Annotated in this window: 16 protein-coding genes; 8 read left to right on the forward strand and 8 right to left on the reverse strand. The window is 71.9% G+C overall.

What is annotated here, in order from left to right:
- Positions 1 to 70: 70 nt before the first annotated feature.
- Genes ACYVHU_RS17465 through ACYVHU_RS17480 form a run of 4 tightly spaced genes read left to right on the forward strand, consistent with a single transcriptional unit; the run spans position 71 to position 2,770 of the window.
- A complete protein-coding gene (locus ACYVHU_RS17465; protein WP_159457276.1) occupies positions 71 to 208 on the forward strand; it encodes a hypothetical protein in 138 nt (45 codons plus the stop codon).
- 44 nt (positions 209 to 252) lie between these two features.
- Positions 253 to 2,061 carry an asparagine synthase-related protein gene (locus tag ACYVHU_RS17470; RefSeq protein WP_432939806.1) on the forward strand — a complete coding sequence of 603 codons (1,809 nt, stop codon included), beginning with the start codon at positions 253 to 255 and terminating at the stop codon, positions 2,059 to 2,061.
- Positions 2,058 to 2,345 (forward strand): lasso peptide biosynthesis PqqD family chaperone, encoded by a 288-nt coding sequence (locus tag ACYVHU_RS17475; protein WP_078762520.1) that lies wholly within the window; start codon positions 2,058 to 2,060, stop codon positions 2,343 to 2,345. Before ACYVHU_RS17470 ends, ACYVHU_RS17475 begins: the two co-directional genes overlap by 4 nt.
- A complete protein-coding gene (locus tag ACYVHU_RS17480; protein ID WP_078762519.1) occupies positions 2,342 to 2,770 on the forward strand; it encodes a lasso peptide biosynthesis B2 protein in 429 nt (142 codons plus the stop codon). Before ACYVHU_RS17475 ends, ACYVHU_RS17480 begins: the two co-directional genes overlap by 4 nt.
- A 105-nt stretch (positions 2,771 to 2,875) precedes the next feature.
- Here the strand turns inward: ACYVHU_RS17480 and ACYVHU_RS17485 are convergent, their stop codons facing one another.
- Together ACYVHU_RS17485 and ACYVHU_RS17490 are read right to left on the reverse strand one after the other, a co-directional pair.
- A complete protein-coding gene (locus ACYVHU_RS17485; RefSeq protein WP_078762518.1) occupies positions 2,876 to 5,659 on the reverse strand; it encodes an aconitate hydratase in 2,784 nt (927 codons plus the stop codon).
- A 358-nt stretch (positions 5,660 to 6,017) separates the two neighbouring features.
- Positions 6,018 to 6,950, reverse strand: a complete 933-nt coding sequence (locus tag ACYVHU_RS17490) for an LLM class F420-dependent oxidoreductase (RefSeq protein WP_078762517.1) — start codon at positions 6,948 to 6,950, stop codon at positions 6,018 to 6,020.
- A 958-nt stretch (positions 6,951 to 7,908) separates the two neighbouring features.
- On the opposite strand from ACYVHU_RS17490, the gene ACYVHU_RS17495 reads away from it, so the two are divergent.
- Positions 7,909 to 8,418 (forward strand): lytic polysaccharide monooxygenase auxiliary activity family 9 protein, encoded by a 510-nt coding sequence (locus ACYVHU_RS17495; protein WP_498949027.1) that lies wholly within the window; start codon positions 7,909 to 7,911, stop codon positions 8,416 to 8,418.
- A 590-nt stretch (positions 8,419 to 9,008) separates the two neighbouring features.
- On the opposite strand, the gene ACYVHU_RS17500 is transcribed toward ACYVHU_RS17495, so the two are convergent.
- Positions 9,009 to 10,268 (reverse strand): class I SAM-dependent RNA methyltransferase, encoded by a 1,260-nt coding sequence (locus ACYVHU_RS17500; protein ID WP_078762515.1) that lies wholly within the window; start codon positions 10,266 to 10,268, stop codon positions 9,009 to 9,011.
- 272 nt (positions 10,269 to 10,540) lie between these two features.
- Here ACYVHU_RS17500 and ACYVHU_RS17505 point away from each other — a divergent pair, with 272 nt between their 5' ends.
- Positions 10,541 to 11,230 carry a potassium channel family protein gene (locus ACYVHU_RS17505; protein WP_078762514.1) on the forward strand — a complete coding sequence of 230 codons (690 nt, stop codon included), beginning with the start codon at positions 10,541 to 10,543 and terminating at the stop codon, positions 11,228 to 11,230.
- On the forward strand, positions 11,230 to 11,898 hold the full coding sequence (locus ACYVHU_RS17510) for a potassium channel family protein (RefSeq protein WP_078762513.1): 669 nt from the start codon (positions 11,230 to 11,232) through the stop codon (positions 11,896 to 11,898). The genes ACYVHU_RS17505 and ACYVHU_RS17510 overlap by 1 nt, the downstream gene beginning before the upstream one ends.
- A 46-nt stretch (positions 11,899 to 11,944) precedes the next feature.
- On the opposite strand, the gene ACYVHU_RS17515 is transcribed toward ACYVHU_RS17510, so the two are convergent.
- Positions 11,945 to 12,727, reverse strand: a complete 783-nt coding sequence (locus tag ACYVHU_RS17515; RefSeq protein WP_078762512.1) for a DUF3159 domain-containing protein — start codon at positions 12,725 to 12,727, stop codon at positions 11,945 to 11,947.
- Between the two features lie 286 nt (positions 12,728 to 13,013).
- Here ACYVHU_RS17515 and ACYVHU_RS17520 point away from each other — a divergent pair, with 286 nt between their 5' ends.
- Complete coding sequence (locus ACYVHU_RS17520; RefSeq protein WP_078762511.1) at positions 13,014 to 14,108, forward strand: serpin family protein; 1,095 nt, start codon at positions 13,014 to 13,016, stop codon at positions 14,106 to 14,108.
- A gap of 10 nt (positions 14,109 to 14,118) precedes the next feature.
- Here the strand turns inward: ACYVHU_RS17520 and ACYVHU_RS17525 are convergent, their stop codons facing one another.
- From ACYVHU_RS17525 to ACYVHU_RS17540, 4 genes are all read right to left on the reverse strand, one after another.
- Entirely contained in the window at positions 14,119 to 14,637 is a 519-nt protein-coding gene (locus ACYVHU_RS17525; protein WP_498949030.1) for a GNAT family N-acetyltransferase, read from the reverse strand.
- A 58-nt stretch (positions 14,638 to 14,695) separates the two neighbouring features.
- Positions 14,696 to 15,244 (reverse strand): isopentenyl-diphosphate Delta-isomerase, encoded by a 549-nt coding sequence (gene idi, locus ACYVHU_RS17530; protein ID WP_078762509.1) that lies wholly within the window; start codon positions 15,242 to 15,244, stop codon positions 14,696 to 14,698.
- Positions 15,241 to 15,993, reverse strand: a complete 753-nt coding sequence (locus tag ACYVHU_RS17535; protein ID WP_235001031.1) for a glucose 1-dehydrogenase — start codon at positions 15,991 to 15,993, stop codon at positions 15,241 to 15,243. Before ACYVHU_RS17535 ends, idi begins: the two co-directional genes overlap by 4 nt.
- Positions 15,994 to 16,058: 65 nt before the next feature.
- Positions 16,059 to 17,183 carry a tryptophan dimethylallyltransferase family protein gene (locus ACYVHU_RS17540; RefSeq protein ID WP_144390162.1) on the reverse strand — a complete coding sequence of 375 codons (1,125 nt, stop codon included), beginning with the start codon at positions 17,181 to 17,183 and terminating at the stop codon, positions 16,059 to 16,061.
- Positions 17,184 to 17,205: the final 22 nt, after the last annotated feature.

Here is a 17,205-nt window from a genome sequence, read left to right on the forward strand (position 1 = left end):
CCTTACGCCGGAATGTCGGGTGCCATAAAGGCACCCGTGCCATCACCAATGGAATAGAGGTGACCGGCCCATGCAAAAGGAACAGGGCAAGCGCCGGAAATACGCGCCGCCCAGGCTGACGGAAATGGGCGCCTTCAAGAAGGCCACCGGATACAACGCGATCAACAAGTTGGAGATCATCTTCATCTGGCCGCGGCTCTTCAACTAAAGCGATCGCTCGGCATTCGGCAAGGTCCAGTATCCGGAGGAAAAGTGGTCGGTCACATCGGTTCGTATTTCGTCGTTCTGCCGGACGTCGCCCTCCCGGTCTCCGTGACCGGTCGCCTGCCGGCCGACGCCGAACGGCTGGCCGACCACCCCTCCGGACGTCCCTGGATCCTGGGCCGGCTCCCGGCCGAACAGGTCAGGACGGTGGTGGCGGGCGAGCGGCGTCTCATGCTCATCGGCCGCTGCCCGGTCCCCACGCGAAGGCTGGAAGAGGAACTCGCCCGGCTCGGCGACGTCTCCGCCCTGGACCGGATCGCGCGCTCGCTCCCCGGCAGCCTCCACCTCGTCGCGGCCTTCGGCGGACGCATCCGGGTGCAGGGCAGCGCCAGCGGACTACGGCGGGTCTTCCACGCCACCGCGGCCGAAACGACGGTCATCGCCTCGGACCGCTCCGACGTCCTGGCCGCCGCGACCGGCGCCGCCCCCGACCCCACGGTGCTGGCCCTGCGGATGCTCAACACCCTCGCGCACCCCCTCGGCGACTCCTCCGTGTGGAGCGGGGTCACGGCGGTCCCCTCCGACCACTACCTCGACCTGGCCGCGGACGGCGACGGCCACCGGGTGACCCGTTGGTGGGTCCCCCCGGAGGCGCACCTGGACCTTCCCGCCGGGGCCGACGCCCTGCGCGCGGCGCTCACCGAGGCGGTGGACGTGCGCACCCGCGACGGCCTCGTCATCAGCACGGACCTGTCCGGCGGTTTCGACTCGACGCCGCTGTGCTACCTGGCCTCCCTGGGCCCCGCCAAGGTCGTCGGCGTGACGATGACCAGCGACCTCGACAGCGACGACGACCTGCACTGGGCGCGCATCGCCCTGCGGGCGATGCCCACGATCGAACACGTCATCCAGCCGGAACGCAGCCTGCCCTCGTTCTACTCGGGCCTGTACGACGTGCCGGCGCTCATGGACGAGCCCTCCGCCGCCTTCATGAGCACGGCACGGGCCATGGCCCGCCTGGAACTCGCGCGGGAGTACGGCTCCCGGGTGCACCTGGACGGCCTGGGCGGCGACCAGCTCCTGATGGGACCGCCCGTCCTCTACCACGATCTGATGCGCAGCCGCCCGCTGCTGGCCGCGCGACGACTGCGCGGGTACGGGCTGTTGGGCCGGGTCCCGATGGGCGTGCTGACCGCCGCCATGGCCGACCGGCGCGGTTACCGGGAGTGGTTCGACGACGCCCGCGCGCGGCTGCTGTCGGGGCGTCCGCCCGGCCCCGGCGACCTGTTCGGCTGGGACATGCTCCCCGTGATCCCGCCCTGGTTCACCGGCGAGGCCAGGGAGGCGATCGTCGGGCACTTCGAACGGGCCCGCGACCACGCCCGGCCGCTGGCGAAGAGCCGCGGCCGCCACGCCGACCTGGCCGCGGTCCGCACGGCAGGCCGCGAGGTGCGCGTCCTGCACCAGATCGGCCTGCCGGACGGCCCGAGCGCCGACTCCCCCTTCCTCGACGACCGCGTGGTGGAGGCCTGCCTGAGCCTGCGCACCGAGGAGCGGATCACCCCCTTCGAGTTCAAACCCCTGATGAAGGCCGCGATGTCCGGTCTCCTCCCGGACGAGTTCCTGCGCCGCCGGACCAAGACCGACGGGTCGACACTCGCGGCCGAGGGGTTCGCGCACAACCGTGACGAGATAACCGGGGTGTGGGAGGACTCCCGACTGGCGCGCATGGGACTGATCGATCCAGCCCCCCTCCTGGAGCTGACGGCCGGGTCCTACACTCCCGACGACCATGATTGGAGCATGGAGATGACCCTGGCCTGCGAACTGTGGCTGCGTTCCCGGGAGCGCGGATGACAGGGGGGACGGCCGAGAACGCGCGGGCCCTGGTGCGGCTGCACCCGGAGGTCTCGATGGCCGACACTGACTACGGGCTGGTGCTGCTGGACCGGCGGGACGGCAGGTACTGGCAGCTCAACTCCACCGGAGCCGAGATCCTGCGCCGGCTGATGGACGGCGAAGAGGTCGGCGCGGTCGCCGGCTTCCTCGCCGCCGAGTACGAGGTCGACCCCGCCGAGGCCGAACGTGACGTGCGCTCCCTCCTCGACGAGATCGTCGGGAGGGGGATGGCGCTGCGATGACCTTCCACATGGCCCCCGAACAGGGTGACACCCGCCCCTCCCTGGTGGAGGGGCTCCTGGCCCGCTGCGCGGTCGGCGCGGCACGCCTCCTCGCCCAGGCTCCCCCCGAGCGCATCCGCGTGGTGCTGGAACGGGCGCTGCGCGGAACACGCCCCGCCTCCTACAGCGAGGCCAAGGCCGCCCGCGACGCGGTACTGGCGGTCAGCCTGCGCTGCGCCGGCCCCAAGGCGTGCCTGCCCCGCTCGCTGGCCGTCACCCTGTTGTGCCGGATGCGCGGGACCCGCGTGTCCTGGTGCGTCGGAGTGCTGCGCCGGCCGCCGTTCATGGCCCACGCCTGGGTCGAGGCCGAGGGCAGGATGGTGGGCGAGGGCAGGGGCGAGCGCGGCGACAGCGAGCACTTCAGCAAGCTGATCACCGTGGGGTGACCGGCCGCCCGACGGCGAAGGCCCGCCGGCGTCTTCTGGACGCCGGCGGGCCTTCGTGTCACCGCACCGGACCGGGTGGATCCGGCGAGACGCTCCTGGGCGGGACTACTTCGCGATGAGCTGGCGCAGCACGTACTGCAGGATGCCGCCGTTGCGGTAGTAGTCGGCCTCGCCCGGGGTGTCGATGCGCACCACGGCGTCGAACTCGACACCGGTGTCGGTGGACACCTTCACCGTCGCGGGGACGCGGCCCTCGTTGAGCTCGGTGATACCGGTGATGGAGAAGGTCTCCTCGCCGGTCAGCCCGAGGGAGTCGGCGGACTGGCCCTCCGGGAACTGCAACGGCAGGACGCCCATGCCGATGAGGTTGGAGCGGTGGATGCGCTCGTAGGACTCGGTGATGACCGCGCGCACGCCCAGCAGGCTGGTGCCCTTGGCCGCCCAGTCACGCGAGGATCCCGAACCGTACTCCTTGCCGCCGAGCACGACGAGCGGGGTGCCCTGAGCCGCGTAGTTCTGCGCGGCGTCGTAGATGTAGGTGACCGGGCCGCCCTCCTGGGTGAAGTCGCGGGTGTAGCCGCCCTCGGTCCCCGGAGCGATCTGGTTGCGCAGCCGGATGTTGGCGAACGTGCCGCGGATCATGACCTCGTGGTTGCCACGGCGCGAACCGTAGGAGTTGAAGTCACGGCGCTCGACGCCGTGCTCCTTGAGGTAGCGTCCGGCCGGGCTGTCGGCCTTGATGGCGCCGGCCGGCGAGATGTGGTCGGTGGTGACCGAGTCGCCGAGCTTGGCCAGGACACGGGCGCCGACGATGTCGGTCACCGGCTCGGGGGTCTCGGCCATGCCCTCGAAGTAGGGGGGCTTGCGGACGTAGGTGGAGTCCTCCGCCCACTCGAAGGTGTCGCCGGTGGGCGTGGGCAGCGAACGCCACCGCTCGTCGCCGGCGAACACGTCGGAGTAGGCCTGCTCGTACATGTCCGAGGCGATCGCGGAGTCCATGACCTCCTGGATCTCCTCGGCGGAGGGCCAGATGTCGGCGAGGTAGACCGGCTCGCCGTCGGAGCCCGTGCCCAGCGGCTCGGTGGTGATGTCGATGTCCATCGAACCGGCCAGCGCGTAGGCCACCACGAGCGGCGGCGAGGCCAGGTAGTTCATCTTGACATCGGGGTTGATCCGGCCCTCGAAGTTGCGGTTGCCCGAGAGGACCGAGGTGACCGCGAGGTCGCCGTCGGCGATGGCCTTGGAGATCTCCTCCGGCAGCGGACCGGAGTTGCCGATGCAGGTGGTGCAGCCGTACCCGACCAGGTTGAAGCCCAGCTTGTCCAGGTAGGGCGTGAGACCGGAGCGCTCGTAGTAGTCGGTGACGACCTTGGAGCCGGGCGCCAGCGAGGTCTTGACCCACGGCTTGCGGGACAGCCCCTTCTCCACCGCCTTCTTGGCCAGCAGGGCGGCGCCGAGCATGACCGAGGGGTTGGAGGTGTTGGTGCAGGAGGTGATCGCGGCGATCACCACGGAGCCGTGGTCGATCTCGGTCTCGGTGCCGTCGGCCAGGGTGACCTTGACCGGGTTGCTCGGCCGCCGGCCCAGGCGGCCGGTGGTGTGGTCGGCCGGCGCGCCGCCATCGGCGGAGACGGCGGAGAAGGCCGGGGAGTCCGAGGCCGGGAAGGACTCGGCCGACGCCTCGTCCACGCCGTTCTCGATGCCGTCGTCGTGCACGTAGTCGCGCACGTTCTTACGCCAGGTCGGCTTGGCCTCCGACAGCGCGATGCGGTCCTGCGGGCGCTTGGGGCCGGCGATGGACGGGACGACGTCGGCGAGGTCGAGTTCGAGGTACTCGGAGTAGACCGGCTCGACCGAGGGGTCGTGCCACAGCCCCTGCGCCTTGGCGTAGGCCTCGACCAGGTCGGTCTGCTCCTTGCCGCGGCCGGTGAGCTTCATGTACCGGATGGTCTCGTCGTCGATCGGGAAGATCGCGGCGGTGGAGCCGAACTCCGGGCTCATGTTGCCGATGGTGGCGCGGTTGGCCAGCGGGACGGCGGCGACGCCCTCGCCGTAGAACTCGACGAACTTGCCGACGACGCCGTGCTTGCGCAGCATCTCGGTGATGGTGAGCACCAGGTCGGTGGCGGTGGTGCCGGGCTTGAGCTCGCCGCTCAGCTTGAAGCCGACGACGCGCGGGATGAGCATGGAGATCGGCTGGCCCAGCATCGCGGCCTCGGCCTCGATACCGCCGACGCCCCAGCCGAGGATGCCCAGGCCGTTCTGCATCGTGGTGTGGGAGTCGGTGCCCACACAGGTGTCGGGGTAGGCCTGGCCGTTGCGGACCATGGTGACGCGCGCCAGGTGCTCGATGTTGGCCTGGTGCACGATGCCGGTGCCCGGCGGGACGACCTTGAACTCGTCGAAGGCGGTCTGGCCCCAGCGCAGGAACTGGTAGCGCTCGCGGTTGCGCTCGTACTCGATCTCGACGTTGCGCTCGAAGGCGTCGGGACGGCCGAAGACGTCGACGATGACGGAGTGGTCGATCACCAGCTCCGCGGGGGCGAGCGGGTTGATCTTGGCGGGGTCGCCCCCCAGGTCGCTGACGGCCTCGCGCATGGTGGCCAGGTCCACGACGCAGGGCACGCCGGTGAAGTCCTGCATGATGACGCGGGCCGGGGTGAACTGGATCTCCTGGCTCGGCTGGGCGCTGGCGTCCCAGTTGCCCAGGGCCCGGATGTGCTCGGCGGTGACGTTCGCGCCGTCCTCGGTGCGCAGGAGGTTCTCCAGCAGCACCTTCAGGCTGTAGGGAAGCCGCTCGGAGCCCTCGACGGCGTCCAGGCGGAAGATCTCATACGACTCGTCGCCAACGCGGAGCGTGTCACGGCTGCCGAAGCTGTTCGCGGACACGGTGTTTGCCTCCTGATCTCGCCACTTTCTCCCAGCATCCTGCCCTAGGGGCGGCACCGGGAAATCACTGAGGCTGCCCTAACGAGATCGCCCCGCACGGGAGGCGGATCCGCTCGCGCCGCGCCCCTGTGAGCCTTCGACCTGCGGCGACGGCCTTGGCCCTCCGTCAACGCGGCCGAGCGGCCCGGCCTCATCATCGCAGCGGCGGCACGCGATCGCGGTCAACCTCACGTGCTCAGTGATTCGCTCTCATTTATCTCGATATCAAGGTATCGGACATGTATCTCGACATCAAGTTACCGCCGCCCGCCGGGGCGGCACCGCCTTCCCTCGACGGCGCCGCCCCGCCCGGACCCGCTCAGTCGAGCTGCGGCGCGACCTGCGAGGCGATGAGCTCCAGGTGGTCCAGATCGGAGAGGTCCAGAACCTGGAGGTACATCCGCTCGGCACCGATCTCGGCGAAGCGCCCGATCTTCTCGACGATCTCGGCGGGGCTGCCGGTCAGCCCGTTTCGCCGCAGCTCGTCGACGTCACGGCCGATCGCCGCGGCCCGCCGGGCCACCTCGGCCTCGGTGCGCCCACAGCACACGACCTGGGCCGCCGAGTAGACCATGGGCGCGGTGCGCCCGGCCGCGCGCACCGCGGCGCGGGTCCGCTCGAAGGCGGCGGAGGTGTCGTCCACGGAGTTGAACGGCACGTTGTACTCGTCGGCGTGCGTGGCGGCCAGGCGGGGCGTCCGCTTGAGCCCCGTCCCCCCGATGAGCACCGGCGGACGCGGCGACTGCTGCGGCTTGGGCAGCGCCGGCCCCTCTCCCAGCCGGTAGTGCTTGCCCTCGTAGCTGAACGTCTCGCCCTCGGGCGTGGCCCACAGGCCGGTGATGATGTCGAGCTGCTCCTCGTAGCGGTCGAACCGCTCACGCGCCGACGCGGGGAAGGGGATGCCGTAAGCGGCGTGCTCCTCCTCGTACCATCCGGCCCCGAAGCCGAACTCCACGCGCCCACCGCTCATCTGGTCCACCTGGGCGACACTGATCGCCAGCGGCCCCGGGTGACGGAAGGTCGCCGCGGTCATGAGCGTGCCCAGACGGATCCGGGACGTCTCACGGGCCAGCCCCGCGAGGGTGATCCAGGCGTCGGTGGGGCCGGGCAGCCCGTCGACGCTTCCCATCTTCAAATAGTGGTCCGAACGGAAAAAGGCCTCGTAGTCAAGGTCCTCGGCAGCCTTGGCGACCGTCAGCAGGGTGTCGTAGGTGGCGCCCTGCTGCGGTTCGGTGAAGATCCTCAAACGCATGCCCGCATTGTCCTACCGAGAGCGCGGCGGACGGAAATCGCCGTCCCGGGGCGTGTTCCACCGGAGACCGATTTTTGACGCCCTTGGCCCCTCCTCCCCTCGCCGAGCGCGCCGGCGCCGGACGCGGATCCCGCTTCCCGCGTGAGGGCGCCGGGTCTTCGCCCGGTTCCGGCCTGCCGGCAGCGGACCGCGCGGCCCGGACGTCGGCCTCCTCCCACGGCGCGCGCCTGGCCATCGGACCGGGGCGGCGCGCCGGGAGATCGGACCGCCCTCGCCCCTTCCCTATGGGCGCCGCCGTCCCGCGCGGCCGACGTCACCGCGGGTACCGGAAGCGGCCAGCGGCCACTTCGGCACCGGCGGGAGCGGGCCAGGGGACGGACGGGGCGCGGCTGACCCGCAGGTCAGAATGTTCTTACGGTTTGTGCATTGCACAACGCTTTTCACCGATCGCGATTCGACCGAACACCCGAGAAGCCCACCGCCTTTTCCGGCGGGGTCCAGCTCAGCGACCGTACCAATTCCCCGAAAGGGCATTCGCCGCGCTCCGCAAACCATCCCAGGAAAGGCGACGATCTTTTTCTCGCCGCCTTCGGCACGCCTTTGCGGGGAATCCCCTCTTGACCACGGGAGAACACCGAATTACGGTCTAGACCAGATTAACGGACATGGATTCCGCTGGCCCCGCCCTGTGGCACCGGCGATTCACGGACGACGCCGTCCACACCACGGAACCGTTCCCGACCCGTTCCCGCGATCAACAGGGCCGAGCGGGTGTGCGCGCCACCCGGCTCCGCCACCGCGGTCGTATCGACCGAAGGGCCGATACCCGAGCGACTTTCCGCGGAACGTTCCCCCTCGGAACCCGTGCCCGTCCCCGCCCCGTTTTCCCGCGCACCACGCCCTCCGGTTCCCGCGTCGCCGGGAACCGGAGGGCGCGATTCCCGAGAAAGGATCCGCGATGTCGTTGAAGCGCAAACTGCTCTCCGCCGCCGCGATCGCCCCGTTCGTCTTCGCCCTGCTGCCCGCCAGCACCGCCCACGCCCACGGCTACGTCTCCTCCCCCGCCAGCCGGCAGGCCCAGTGCGCCGCCCGGATCGTCTCCTGCGGCCAGATCCAGTGGGAGCCCCAGAGCGTCGAGGGCCCCAAGGGGCTGCGCAGCTGCAGCGGCGGCAACAGCCGCTTCGCCGAGCTCGACGACGACAACAAGGGCTGGCGGGTCACCCCGGTCGGCCGTTCCCTCAACCTCACCTGGCACCTGACCGTCAGCCACGCCACCAGCACGTGGGAGTACTACATCGGCTCCACCCGCGTCGCCGTGTTCAACGACGGCGGCGCCCGCCCCGGCTCCACCGTCAACCACACCATCAACCTCAACGGCTACAGCGGCAAGCAGAAGCTCCTCGCCGTCTGGAACATCGCCGACACCGCCAACGCCTTCTACTCCTGCATCGACATCAACGTCAGCTGACCCACCACACCGGGGCGTGGGCGCCGATCCCGACGGCGGCGCCCACGCCCGACACCGGCGAGCAGCCGCGTCCCTTCCGGGCGCGGCCGCGCCCCTGGAGAGCGCCGATACGGACGAGGTCCACACCGGTCGTCGCCGTGCCGGCGGCATCGATAGGGTCCCGAGCCGGTGGGGCGCCCCGGCCTCCCCGCCGTTCCCCTCCGACGGAGGTAGGCCCCCGGGCCGCGGTCCGCCCCGCCTGGACGCGCGGTGCCCCGCGCCGCGCGGACGACTCGGGAGACGAAGACGCCCTGCCCGGCACCACCAGGCACACCACGCCGCGTCATCGCCGACGCGCGGAACGGGCAGCAGAAACCGAACCACGGACCTGCGCCGGGACCAAGCCGGCCCGACCCCGACGTGGACGGCTCGCGACGGCCGGTACGCCTGCGCGTCACGGCCCGCGCAGGTCGGAGCGCTGTACTGCCCGACCACGAGACCTGCACCATGGCGCGGTACTCCCCCACCTGGGACGCGCACGGCGCGCTGGACCGACCAGGGTGATCCCTTGGGGGGCCGGCGACGCATCCGGCGCCCGAGGGCCGCGGGTCCTAACTCCTGACCAGCACCGCCAGACACTCCACGTGGTGGGTCATCGGGAAGGCGTCGAAGGCGCGCAGGTTCTCCAGACGGTAGCCGCGCTCGGCGAACGTGGCGATGTCACGGGCCAGGGTCGCCGGATCACAGGAGACATAGGCGACACGGCGCAGCCGCAGGGCCGCCAGCGACTCCACGACCGCGCTGCCCGCGCCCGCCCGCGGCGGGTCCAGCACCGCGATGTCGGCCCGCAGATCGGCCCACTCGCGCAACCGCGAGGCGACGTCGCCACGGTCCACCCTGGCCTGGGGCTGGTGGCGCAGGTTGTGCTGGGCGTCGCGCACCGCGTCGGGCTGTCCCTCGACACCGAGGACACGGCCCTCGGGGCCGACCGCGTCGGCGAGCGCCCCGGCGAACAGCCCGGCCCCGCAGTACAGGTCCAGTGCGGTCTCGCCCGACTTGGGCTCCAGCGCGGCCAGCACCGCCTCGGTGAGCACCTCGGCGGCGGCCGGGTGGACCTGCCAGAAACCGCCCGCGCTGACCCGCCACTCGCGGCCGGCCACGTTCTCACGGATCCCCCGGCGCCCCTTGATCGGCTGGGTGCGTCCCCCCTTGAAACGGCGCAGCAGCGCCGAGGAGGCCTTGGGCTGGGGCAGCTGCGGCAGGCGCGCCCCGCGCGGGGTCACGATGACCGCGCTGTCGGCGGTGGACCCCGAGGCGACCGCCTCGACCTCGGAGACCCCGTCCCACTTCAGCTCGGTGACACCGAGCCGGTTCACCTCGGGGTGGGCGATCGGGCACTGGTCGATGACCTGCAGCTCGTGGGAGCGGTGCCGGCGCAGTCCGGCCGTGCCGTCGGCGGCGACCGCGAAACGGACCCGGGTCCGCCAGCCCAACCCGTCGGGGGTGCCCGGCAGCTCCTCGACGACGACATCGCGTTCGATCCCGGCGATACGGCGCAGCTGCTCGGCGACGACACGCCCCTTGATGGCCCGCTGCGCCTCCAGGGAGGCGTGCTGCCAGTCGCAGCCACCGCACTTGCCCGGACCCGCGAACCGGCACGGCGGGGTAACGCGGTCGGGCGAGGCCTCCAGGACCTCGACCGCGTCGGCGCGCAAGAAGCGCTTGGTCTCCTCGGTGACCAGGACACGGACGCGCTCACCGGGGAGGGCGTGGCGGACGAAGACGACCTGTTCGTCGTGGCGGCCGACGCACCACCCGCCGTGCGCGACTCCGTCGACGCGCAATTCAAGACGGGTTCCGACACGGCTCATGATGGTGACCTCCGGTGGACGGGACTGCTGGGCAACGCTCGGGTGACCCTCCGTCAGCCACCGCCCATCTGCGGTAACTCTAGTCGAGACCCAGACAACGCAGACCCGCCCGCGCGCCGGGGCGCAGGCCACGGGGCCGGCCGGGACCGTTCCTTTCCCTCCCCGACCTGCGCCTGCGGCGGAATCACCGTATCCTCCCGGACGGGGGCGGCGCCGATCCCAACGGGCGCGGCCCCGCAACGCGGGTCGGACGGTTCGGGAGCGGGTGACCAGTGCACATCGTCATATTGGGGTGCGGACGGGTGGGGTCGACCCTCGCCCACACCGTGGAGGACCTGGGGCACACCGTCGCCGTGATCGACCGCGACCCGGCCGCGTTTCGGCGGCTGCGTTCGAGCACGGCCAAGGCGGCCGTCACCGGGCTCGGCCATGACCGTGCCGTCCTGATCCAGGCCGGCATCGAGCGCGCTTCGGCGTTCGCCGCCGTCAGCAGCGGCGACAACTCCAACATCATCGCGGCGCGCGTGGCGCGCGAGACGTTCGGGGTCGGCGAGGTCGTCGCCCGGATCTATGACCCGCGGCGTGCCGAGGTGTACCAGCGGCTGGGCATCCCCACCGTGGGCACCGTGCGCTGGACGGCCGAGACGATCCTGCGCCGGCTGCTGCCGCAGGGAACGGGTCCCGCGGCCGAACCGCTGTGGCGCGACCCGTCCGGTGAGCTGGTGCTCACCGAGGCTCCGCTGCCCTCCGGGTGGGCCGACCGACGGGTCGAGGAACTCGAGACGGCCCTGTCGGCGCGGGTCGCCTACCTGGGACGCGGTGACGAGGTCCAGCTGCCCCGCGCGGACTCGACGCTGCGGGCCGGTGACGTCGTGCACCTGCTCGCTCGCGCCGAGGACCTGGACCGGGTTCGGGAACGGCTGCGCGGCGGGACGGACGTGACGACGGACGGAGGGCGCTGATGCGGATCGCGATCGCCGGAGCCGGCGGGGTGGGACGCTCCATCGCCGCCGAACTGCTCGACAACGGCCACGAGGTGCTGCTCATCGACAGGCAGACGCGGGCGATCAGGGTCGACGCGCTCGACCGGGCGGAATGGCTCCTCGCCGACGCCTGCGAGCTGAGTTCCCTTGAGGACGCGCGCCTGGAGGAGTTCGACGTGGTGGTCGCCGCCACCGGCGACGACAAGGTCAACCTCGTGGTCTCGCTGCTGGCCAAGAGCGAGTTCGGGGTCGGCCGGGTGGTCGCGCGGATCAACGACCCGGCCAACGAATGGCTCTTCACCTCGTCGTGGGGCGTGGACGTCGCCGTCTCGCCGCCTCGGATGATGGCCGCGCTCGTCGAGGACGCCACCGGCGTGAACGTCGCCGGCGAGGCGGTCTCGCTCATGACCCTGCCCGACACCGACCTGGTGGAGTTCACCCTGCCCGATGGCGCGCCGCACGCGGGCCGGCCGGTACGGGAACTGGAGGGGAACCTCCCCGAGAACGCCGTGCTGGTGGCGGTGGTCCGCAACGGGCACGTGCGCGCTCCCCGCCCCGAGACGGTGCTGGAGGCGGGGGACGACCTGGTCTTCCTGAGCGGTTCGCAGACCTCCGAAGAGCTCGGTGCGGTGCTGTCGCCGGAGTGATCCCGTTTTGCCCGGCACCGATCGAGGCGGTGCCGGGCGGAACGGGTCAGGTGGCGGCCCCGCCGCCCTCGTCCTCGCGCTCCTTGGGCTCCTCCATGGGGGTGTTGCCCCGGGCCAGCAGCCACACCATCGCCGCCAGCGCCGCGACCTGGATGGGCCACCCCATGACGACCTTGGCCGCGCCGAGCCAGGCGACCATCCCCGACGCCCACAGCGGGTACTGCACGACCACCCGGACCACGCACGGCAGGACGAGCAACCAGGTCAGCCGGGAGCTCAACCGCAGGATGGCGGGGTTGTCGCGCCAGCCCACGGGGTCGCCGGTGACGGCGCCGATCATCAGACCGATGGCGGGCCAGCGGAACAGGATCGTCAGCGTGAGCACGACCGCGTAGCCGGCGTTGTAGATGATGCCCGGCAGGAAGGCGTCCTCGGCCTGTCCGCTGCGCAGCGCGAACACCGCGGCGATGGTGATGCCCAGCAGGCTGTTGAACACGAACTGGACCGAGGAACGCTGCACGATCCGGACGAGGGCCAGGACCACGGCCGCCCCGATCCCCAGCCCGAGCGCGAGGTAGAGGTCCTTGGCGACCAGGTAGGTCACCGTGAAGGCGACGGTGGGCACGGCGGCTTCGAGCATGCCGCGCACGCCTCCGAGGGCCTTGGCCAACTGGGCCCTGACGACCGCCTCGACCGTGTGCTGACCGACCGGGGCGGGAGCCTGCCCGTCCGTTCCCTCGTCCTGCCCGGCGTCGTCGCGTCCTTCGCGGGACGGAGCCGTCCTTCCGGTCGCGTCACTGGTCTGGGCGGTCCGGTGTTGGTCGGTCATGCTGCTCCCGCTGGATTTCGGCGACGCGCCGTGGTGCGGATGGCGCGTCCGATGATGGCCCTATGACGTCCAGCGTAGGCGAATCGGCTTCGGGACAGGGCGATCTCCCCCCACGAAGTCGGAGGTCATGCGGTCTTTTCTGACCACTATGCCCACCTCATCGCCTTATGCCCGCCCTCTCCTCTTACTTCGTCGGAGCACGGGATGGTCCTCATGGCGACGGATGCGTAGGCTGGCGGCGAGGCGACCGCACGGACCGGCCGAGCACACCGAGGAGAACTCCGCGATGCCCAACGCCCCGCGCCCCGACCACCTCGCCTTCGCGACCCGCCTGGACGCCGCCCTCTCCTCCCCGGGCGAGGCGGGCCTGGTGTGGTCGCCCCACTCCGTCGGCTCGGCGCTGGGTCTGCTCGCCCTGGGGGCACGCGGTGACACGCGCGCGGAACTGGTCGGACTCCTCGGTGAGGACCTGGCCGGCCACCTGGCCGAACTCGACCGCGCGGCGGAAGCCGACTCCGACCTCGCCACGGCCACGGCCCTGTGGGTGGACCGGCGGCTCCCGATCGAGCCGGCGTTCGAAGCGGAACTACGCTCCCGCCCCGGGGCCGCGGTGCACCCGGCCGATTTCGCCCACGACGCCGAGGGCGCCAGGCGCGCCGCCAACGCCGAGGTCGCCAAGGTCACCCGCGGCCTCATCTCCGAGCTCCTCGCCCCCGGGACGGTCTCCCCCGCCACCCGGGCCCTTCTGGTCAACGCGCTGTGGGTCCGGCTGCGCTGGCGGGAGCCCTTCGATCCCGGGCAGACCGCGCCGCGGCGCTTCGCCTCCCCGCGCGGCCCCCGCGAGGTCGCCATGATGCGGCGCAGTACGACCCTCCCCTACGCCAGGACCCACGGCTGGCACATGGTGACCCTCACCGCCGACCACGACCTCGCGTTGGACGTGCTACTGCCCGAACAGGACTCCCCGGCGCCCGCGCCCCCCTCGGCCGCCACCCTCCGCGCGCTCTACCGCGCCTCTTCCCGGGTCGAGGTCGACCTGTCGCTGCCGCGCTTCGAACTGACCTGGCGCGCCGACCTGGCGACCGCCCTGGCCGAGGCCGGAGCACCGACCATGTTCAGCGACCGCGCCGACTTCGGGGGCGTCTCGGCGCAGCCCCTGCGCATCGACGCGGTCGTCCACCAGGCACGGCTGCGCGTGGACGAGAAGGGCGCCGAGGGCGCGGCGGCGACCGCCGTGGTGATGCGGCTGGCCTCCTTCACCCCCCGCCGGCCGGTGACCTTCACCGTGGACCGGCCGTTCGTCTTCGCGCTGCGCCGCGGCGCGACGGTGCTGTTCCTGGGCCGGGTGACCGACCCGCTCGACCCGGGGCCGGCGAAGTGAGCGGGCCGGTTCACAACCGCGTGAACGGCTCGGCGTAGCCGAACGCGCCCCGCGCCCGCGGCGTGTGGGCGGTGAGCAGGCGCACCTGGAAGTAGTCGCCCCACGCCGGATCGGGCGCGATGACCCCCTCCTCGCGGGCCGGCCGGAACCCGAACCTGCCGTAGTAGGCGGGCTCCCCCAGCAGCGCGACGAGCGGCTCGTCGAGCGCGTCGGCGGCGCCGAGCACCGCGTACATGAGCGCCGACCCCACCCCCGCGCGCTGGTGGCCGGGGACGACGCTCAACGGCCCCAGCCCCAGCGCGGGCACCGGACCGACCTGGCCTCGAGTGCACACGACGTGGCCGACCACCTCGCCCGTGTCCGCCTGGGCGACGAACGACAGTCCGGGCAACCAACCGGGGTCGGCCCGCAGCTCCTCCAGCAGGCCGGTCTCGACGGGTTCGCCGTCGAGATCGGGACGGTTGAAGGCCGCGGTGGTGACGGCCCGGATGGCGTCGATGTCGGCGGGACGTTCGCGTCGGATCAGCATCCGATCATTGTGTCCCACCACGGACGTGGCCGGTTCCGGGCCGCCCCGGTAAGCCCGGTCACGGCTCCCCGACCACGCCCGCCCGGGCCAGCAACGGGATCTGCAACGCGGCCCACGGGCTCACCGCCCACGGGGCGGTTTCGGCCAGGGTGACCAGCTCGCTCCAGTCCACCCACCGCCACTCGGCCACCTCGGCCACGGCGGGAACCGGGTCGGTGTCGGTGCGCGCCAGGTAGACGGGACAGATCTCGTTCTCGACGGTGCCATCGGCCGCGGTCGCCCGGTAGCGGAAGTCGGGCAGGACCTCGGCGAGGTCGCTCAGCTCCAGGGAGAGCTCCTCGCGGACGCGCCGGCGTACGGCCGCGGGCGTCGGTTCACCCGGCCCTGGATGGCCACAGCAGGAATTGGTCCACACCCCCGGCCACGTCCGCTTGGCGAGCGCTCTGCGGGTCACCAGCACCCTTCCCTGCCGTCCCAGGATGTAGCAGGAGAAGGCCAGGTGCAGTGGTGTGTCGGTGGTGTGCACGGTGGCCTTGGGCGCGACGCCGGTGGGCCGTCCCTCGTCGTCGACCAGCACCACCGATTCGACCTCTTCGGTGCCCCTCACGCGAGTCCTCCCGTGGCGCGCAGGTTCTGGCCGGTGAGCCAACGGGCGTCCGGACCGGCGAGGAAGGCCACGACATCGGCGATGTCGCTGGGGCGGCCGAGCCGGCCGAGCGGGGTGTCCGCGGCGATCTGTTCGAGCACGTCGGGTGGGTTTCCCTTCAAAAGATCGGTCTGAACCGGACCGGGAGAGACGGTGTTGACGGTGATGCCCCGCTCGGCGAACTCCCTGGCCGCGACGCGGGTGAATCCCTCCACCGCCGCCTTGCTACCGGTGTAGACGGCGGCTTCGGCCTCGGGCATGACGGTGTTGAGCGAGGAGACGTTGATGACACGTCCCCCGTCGCGCAGCCGCAGTCCGGCCTGGCGGAGGGCGAAGAGGACCCCCTTGGTGTTGACCGCCATCACCCGGTCGTATTCGGCCTCGGTGACGGCGGCGATAGGGCCGGCGGTGACCGTTCCAGCGTTGTTGACCAGGATGTCGACGGCGCCGAACCGCGCGACCGCGACGTCGAACAGCCGCTCGATGTCGGCGAGGTCGGCCAGGTCGACCCGGACCGCCTGGGCGCGCCCACCCGCGGCCTCGATCTCGGCGACGGCCGCGTCCGCCCCCGCCTTGTCCTGGTGGTATCCGGCCACCACCGCGGCGCCGTCACGCGCCAGCCGCAGGGCGATGGCCCGCCCGATCCCCCGCGATGCTCCGGTGACGACCGCGATTCTTCCCTTCAGCGCACCAGATGCCCTTTGCGGCACTTGTTCGTGATAAGACATGTGTCCCTTTCCGTCCAGGGCTGTCGGACAGGGCCGGCCCGGGACCGTCAGCGGTAAAGCCCCGGGGCGACGTAGCAGGCGAACCGGGGCCGTCCCCCAGGGGCGGCGGGCCGGTAGGCCACGAAGTTCTGAAGCGCCCGCACACCTTCGCCGTCCCCCGTGGCAGCGGCGAGAAAGGCGAGGTAGGCGGCGGAATCCAGGCCCGACCGCCGCATGAACGCGGCGCTTCTTCGGCGGGCATCGGACTCGGGAACCCCCGCCGGCATCGGGATGTAGAGAGTCGCGGCCGTCGGCACCCCCACGCCACGGTGGAAGGCGAAGCAGGTGACGGGAGGTTTGTGGGGAGGAACCTCCGTGCCGGTGATCTCCTCCAGCGCGGCCGAGAAGGCTCCGGGCACGTGCCCCCGGGCCACCGCCGCCTGTCGGTCGATGTCCGCCCAGTCCAGGCCGGCGTGCTGAACGTAGACCTTCACACGCGCGTCGTCGGTGTCGGCGAGATCGAGGGCGAGCGAACCGATACGGCCCGAACCACCGTGTTCGTCCAGCCAACCCCGTAGTCCCTGCCAGGCGGCCCGGACACCGAGCCGGTCCATCGCCTCGTCGAGGACGGACGGCGCCTCGGCCGCCCCCCGGGCGTCGGGATCGAGGTAGACCTTGAACAGGGGATCGGCGCCCGGCCGGCTGGCCATGCCGTGCATGATCCAGCACCGGTCGTGCGGGGTCTGGGGCCGGAAGAGGTCCTCCAGCGCGAGGACGCGCGCGGTGGCGGCCCCCGGGTGCCGGGAGAGTCCCCGCAGGTACTCCCAGCCGGCCTCCTGGTTCCCCTCGGGCGTCGGCGGGTCGGCCGTCGCCTCGACGGTGACGCGCACCTCCGCCGGCCCGTCACCGTTCCAGGCGGCGGACAGCTCGAAGGGGGAACCGTCGACCGCCACGTAGCTGCGCCAGCCGGGCCGCTCGACCGGGGTGTTCCCCCAACGGCCCCACAGCCGCCGAAGCAGGCAGACCGCCGCCTCGGCCTCGGACGGCGCCCGGCCCAGGGCCGCGTGACAGCGGACCAGGGTGTCGACGGCGGCGTCGAGGTGGGTGGCTCCCGGCGGGTACCGGCCGGGGACGGCCCGCAACGGGCGCTGGGAGGAGACCGTCCCGTTGTCGACGAAGGGGTCGCCGGCCATCACGCCCGTGGACGTGTCCGCC

The sequence above is a fragment of the Marinactinospora endophytica genome, assembly GCF_054780875.1.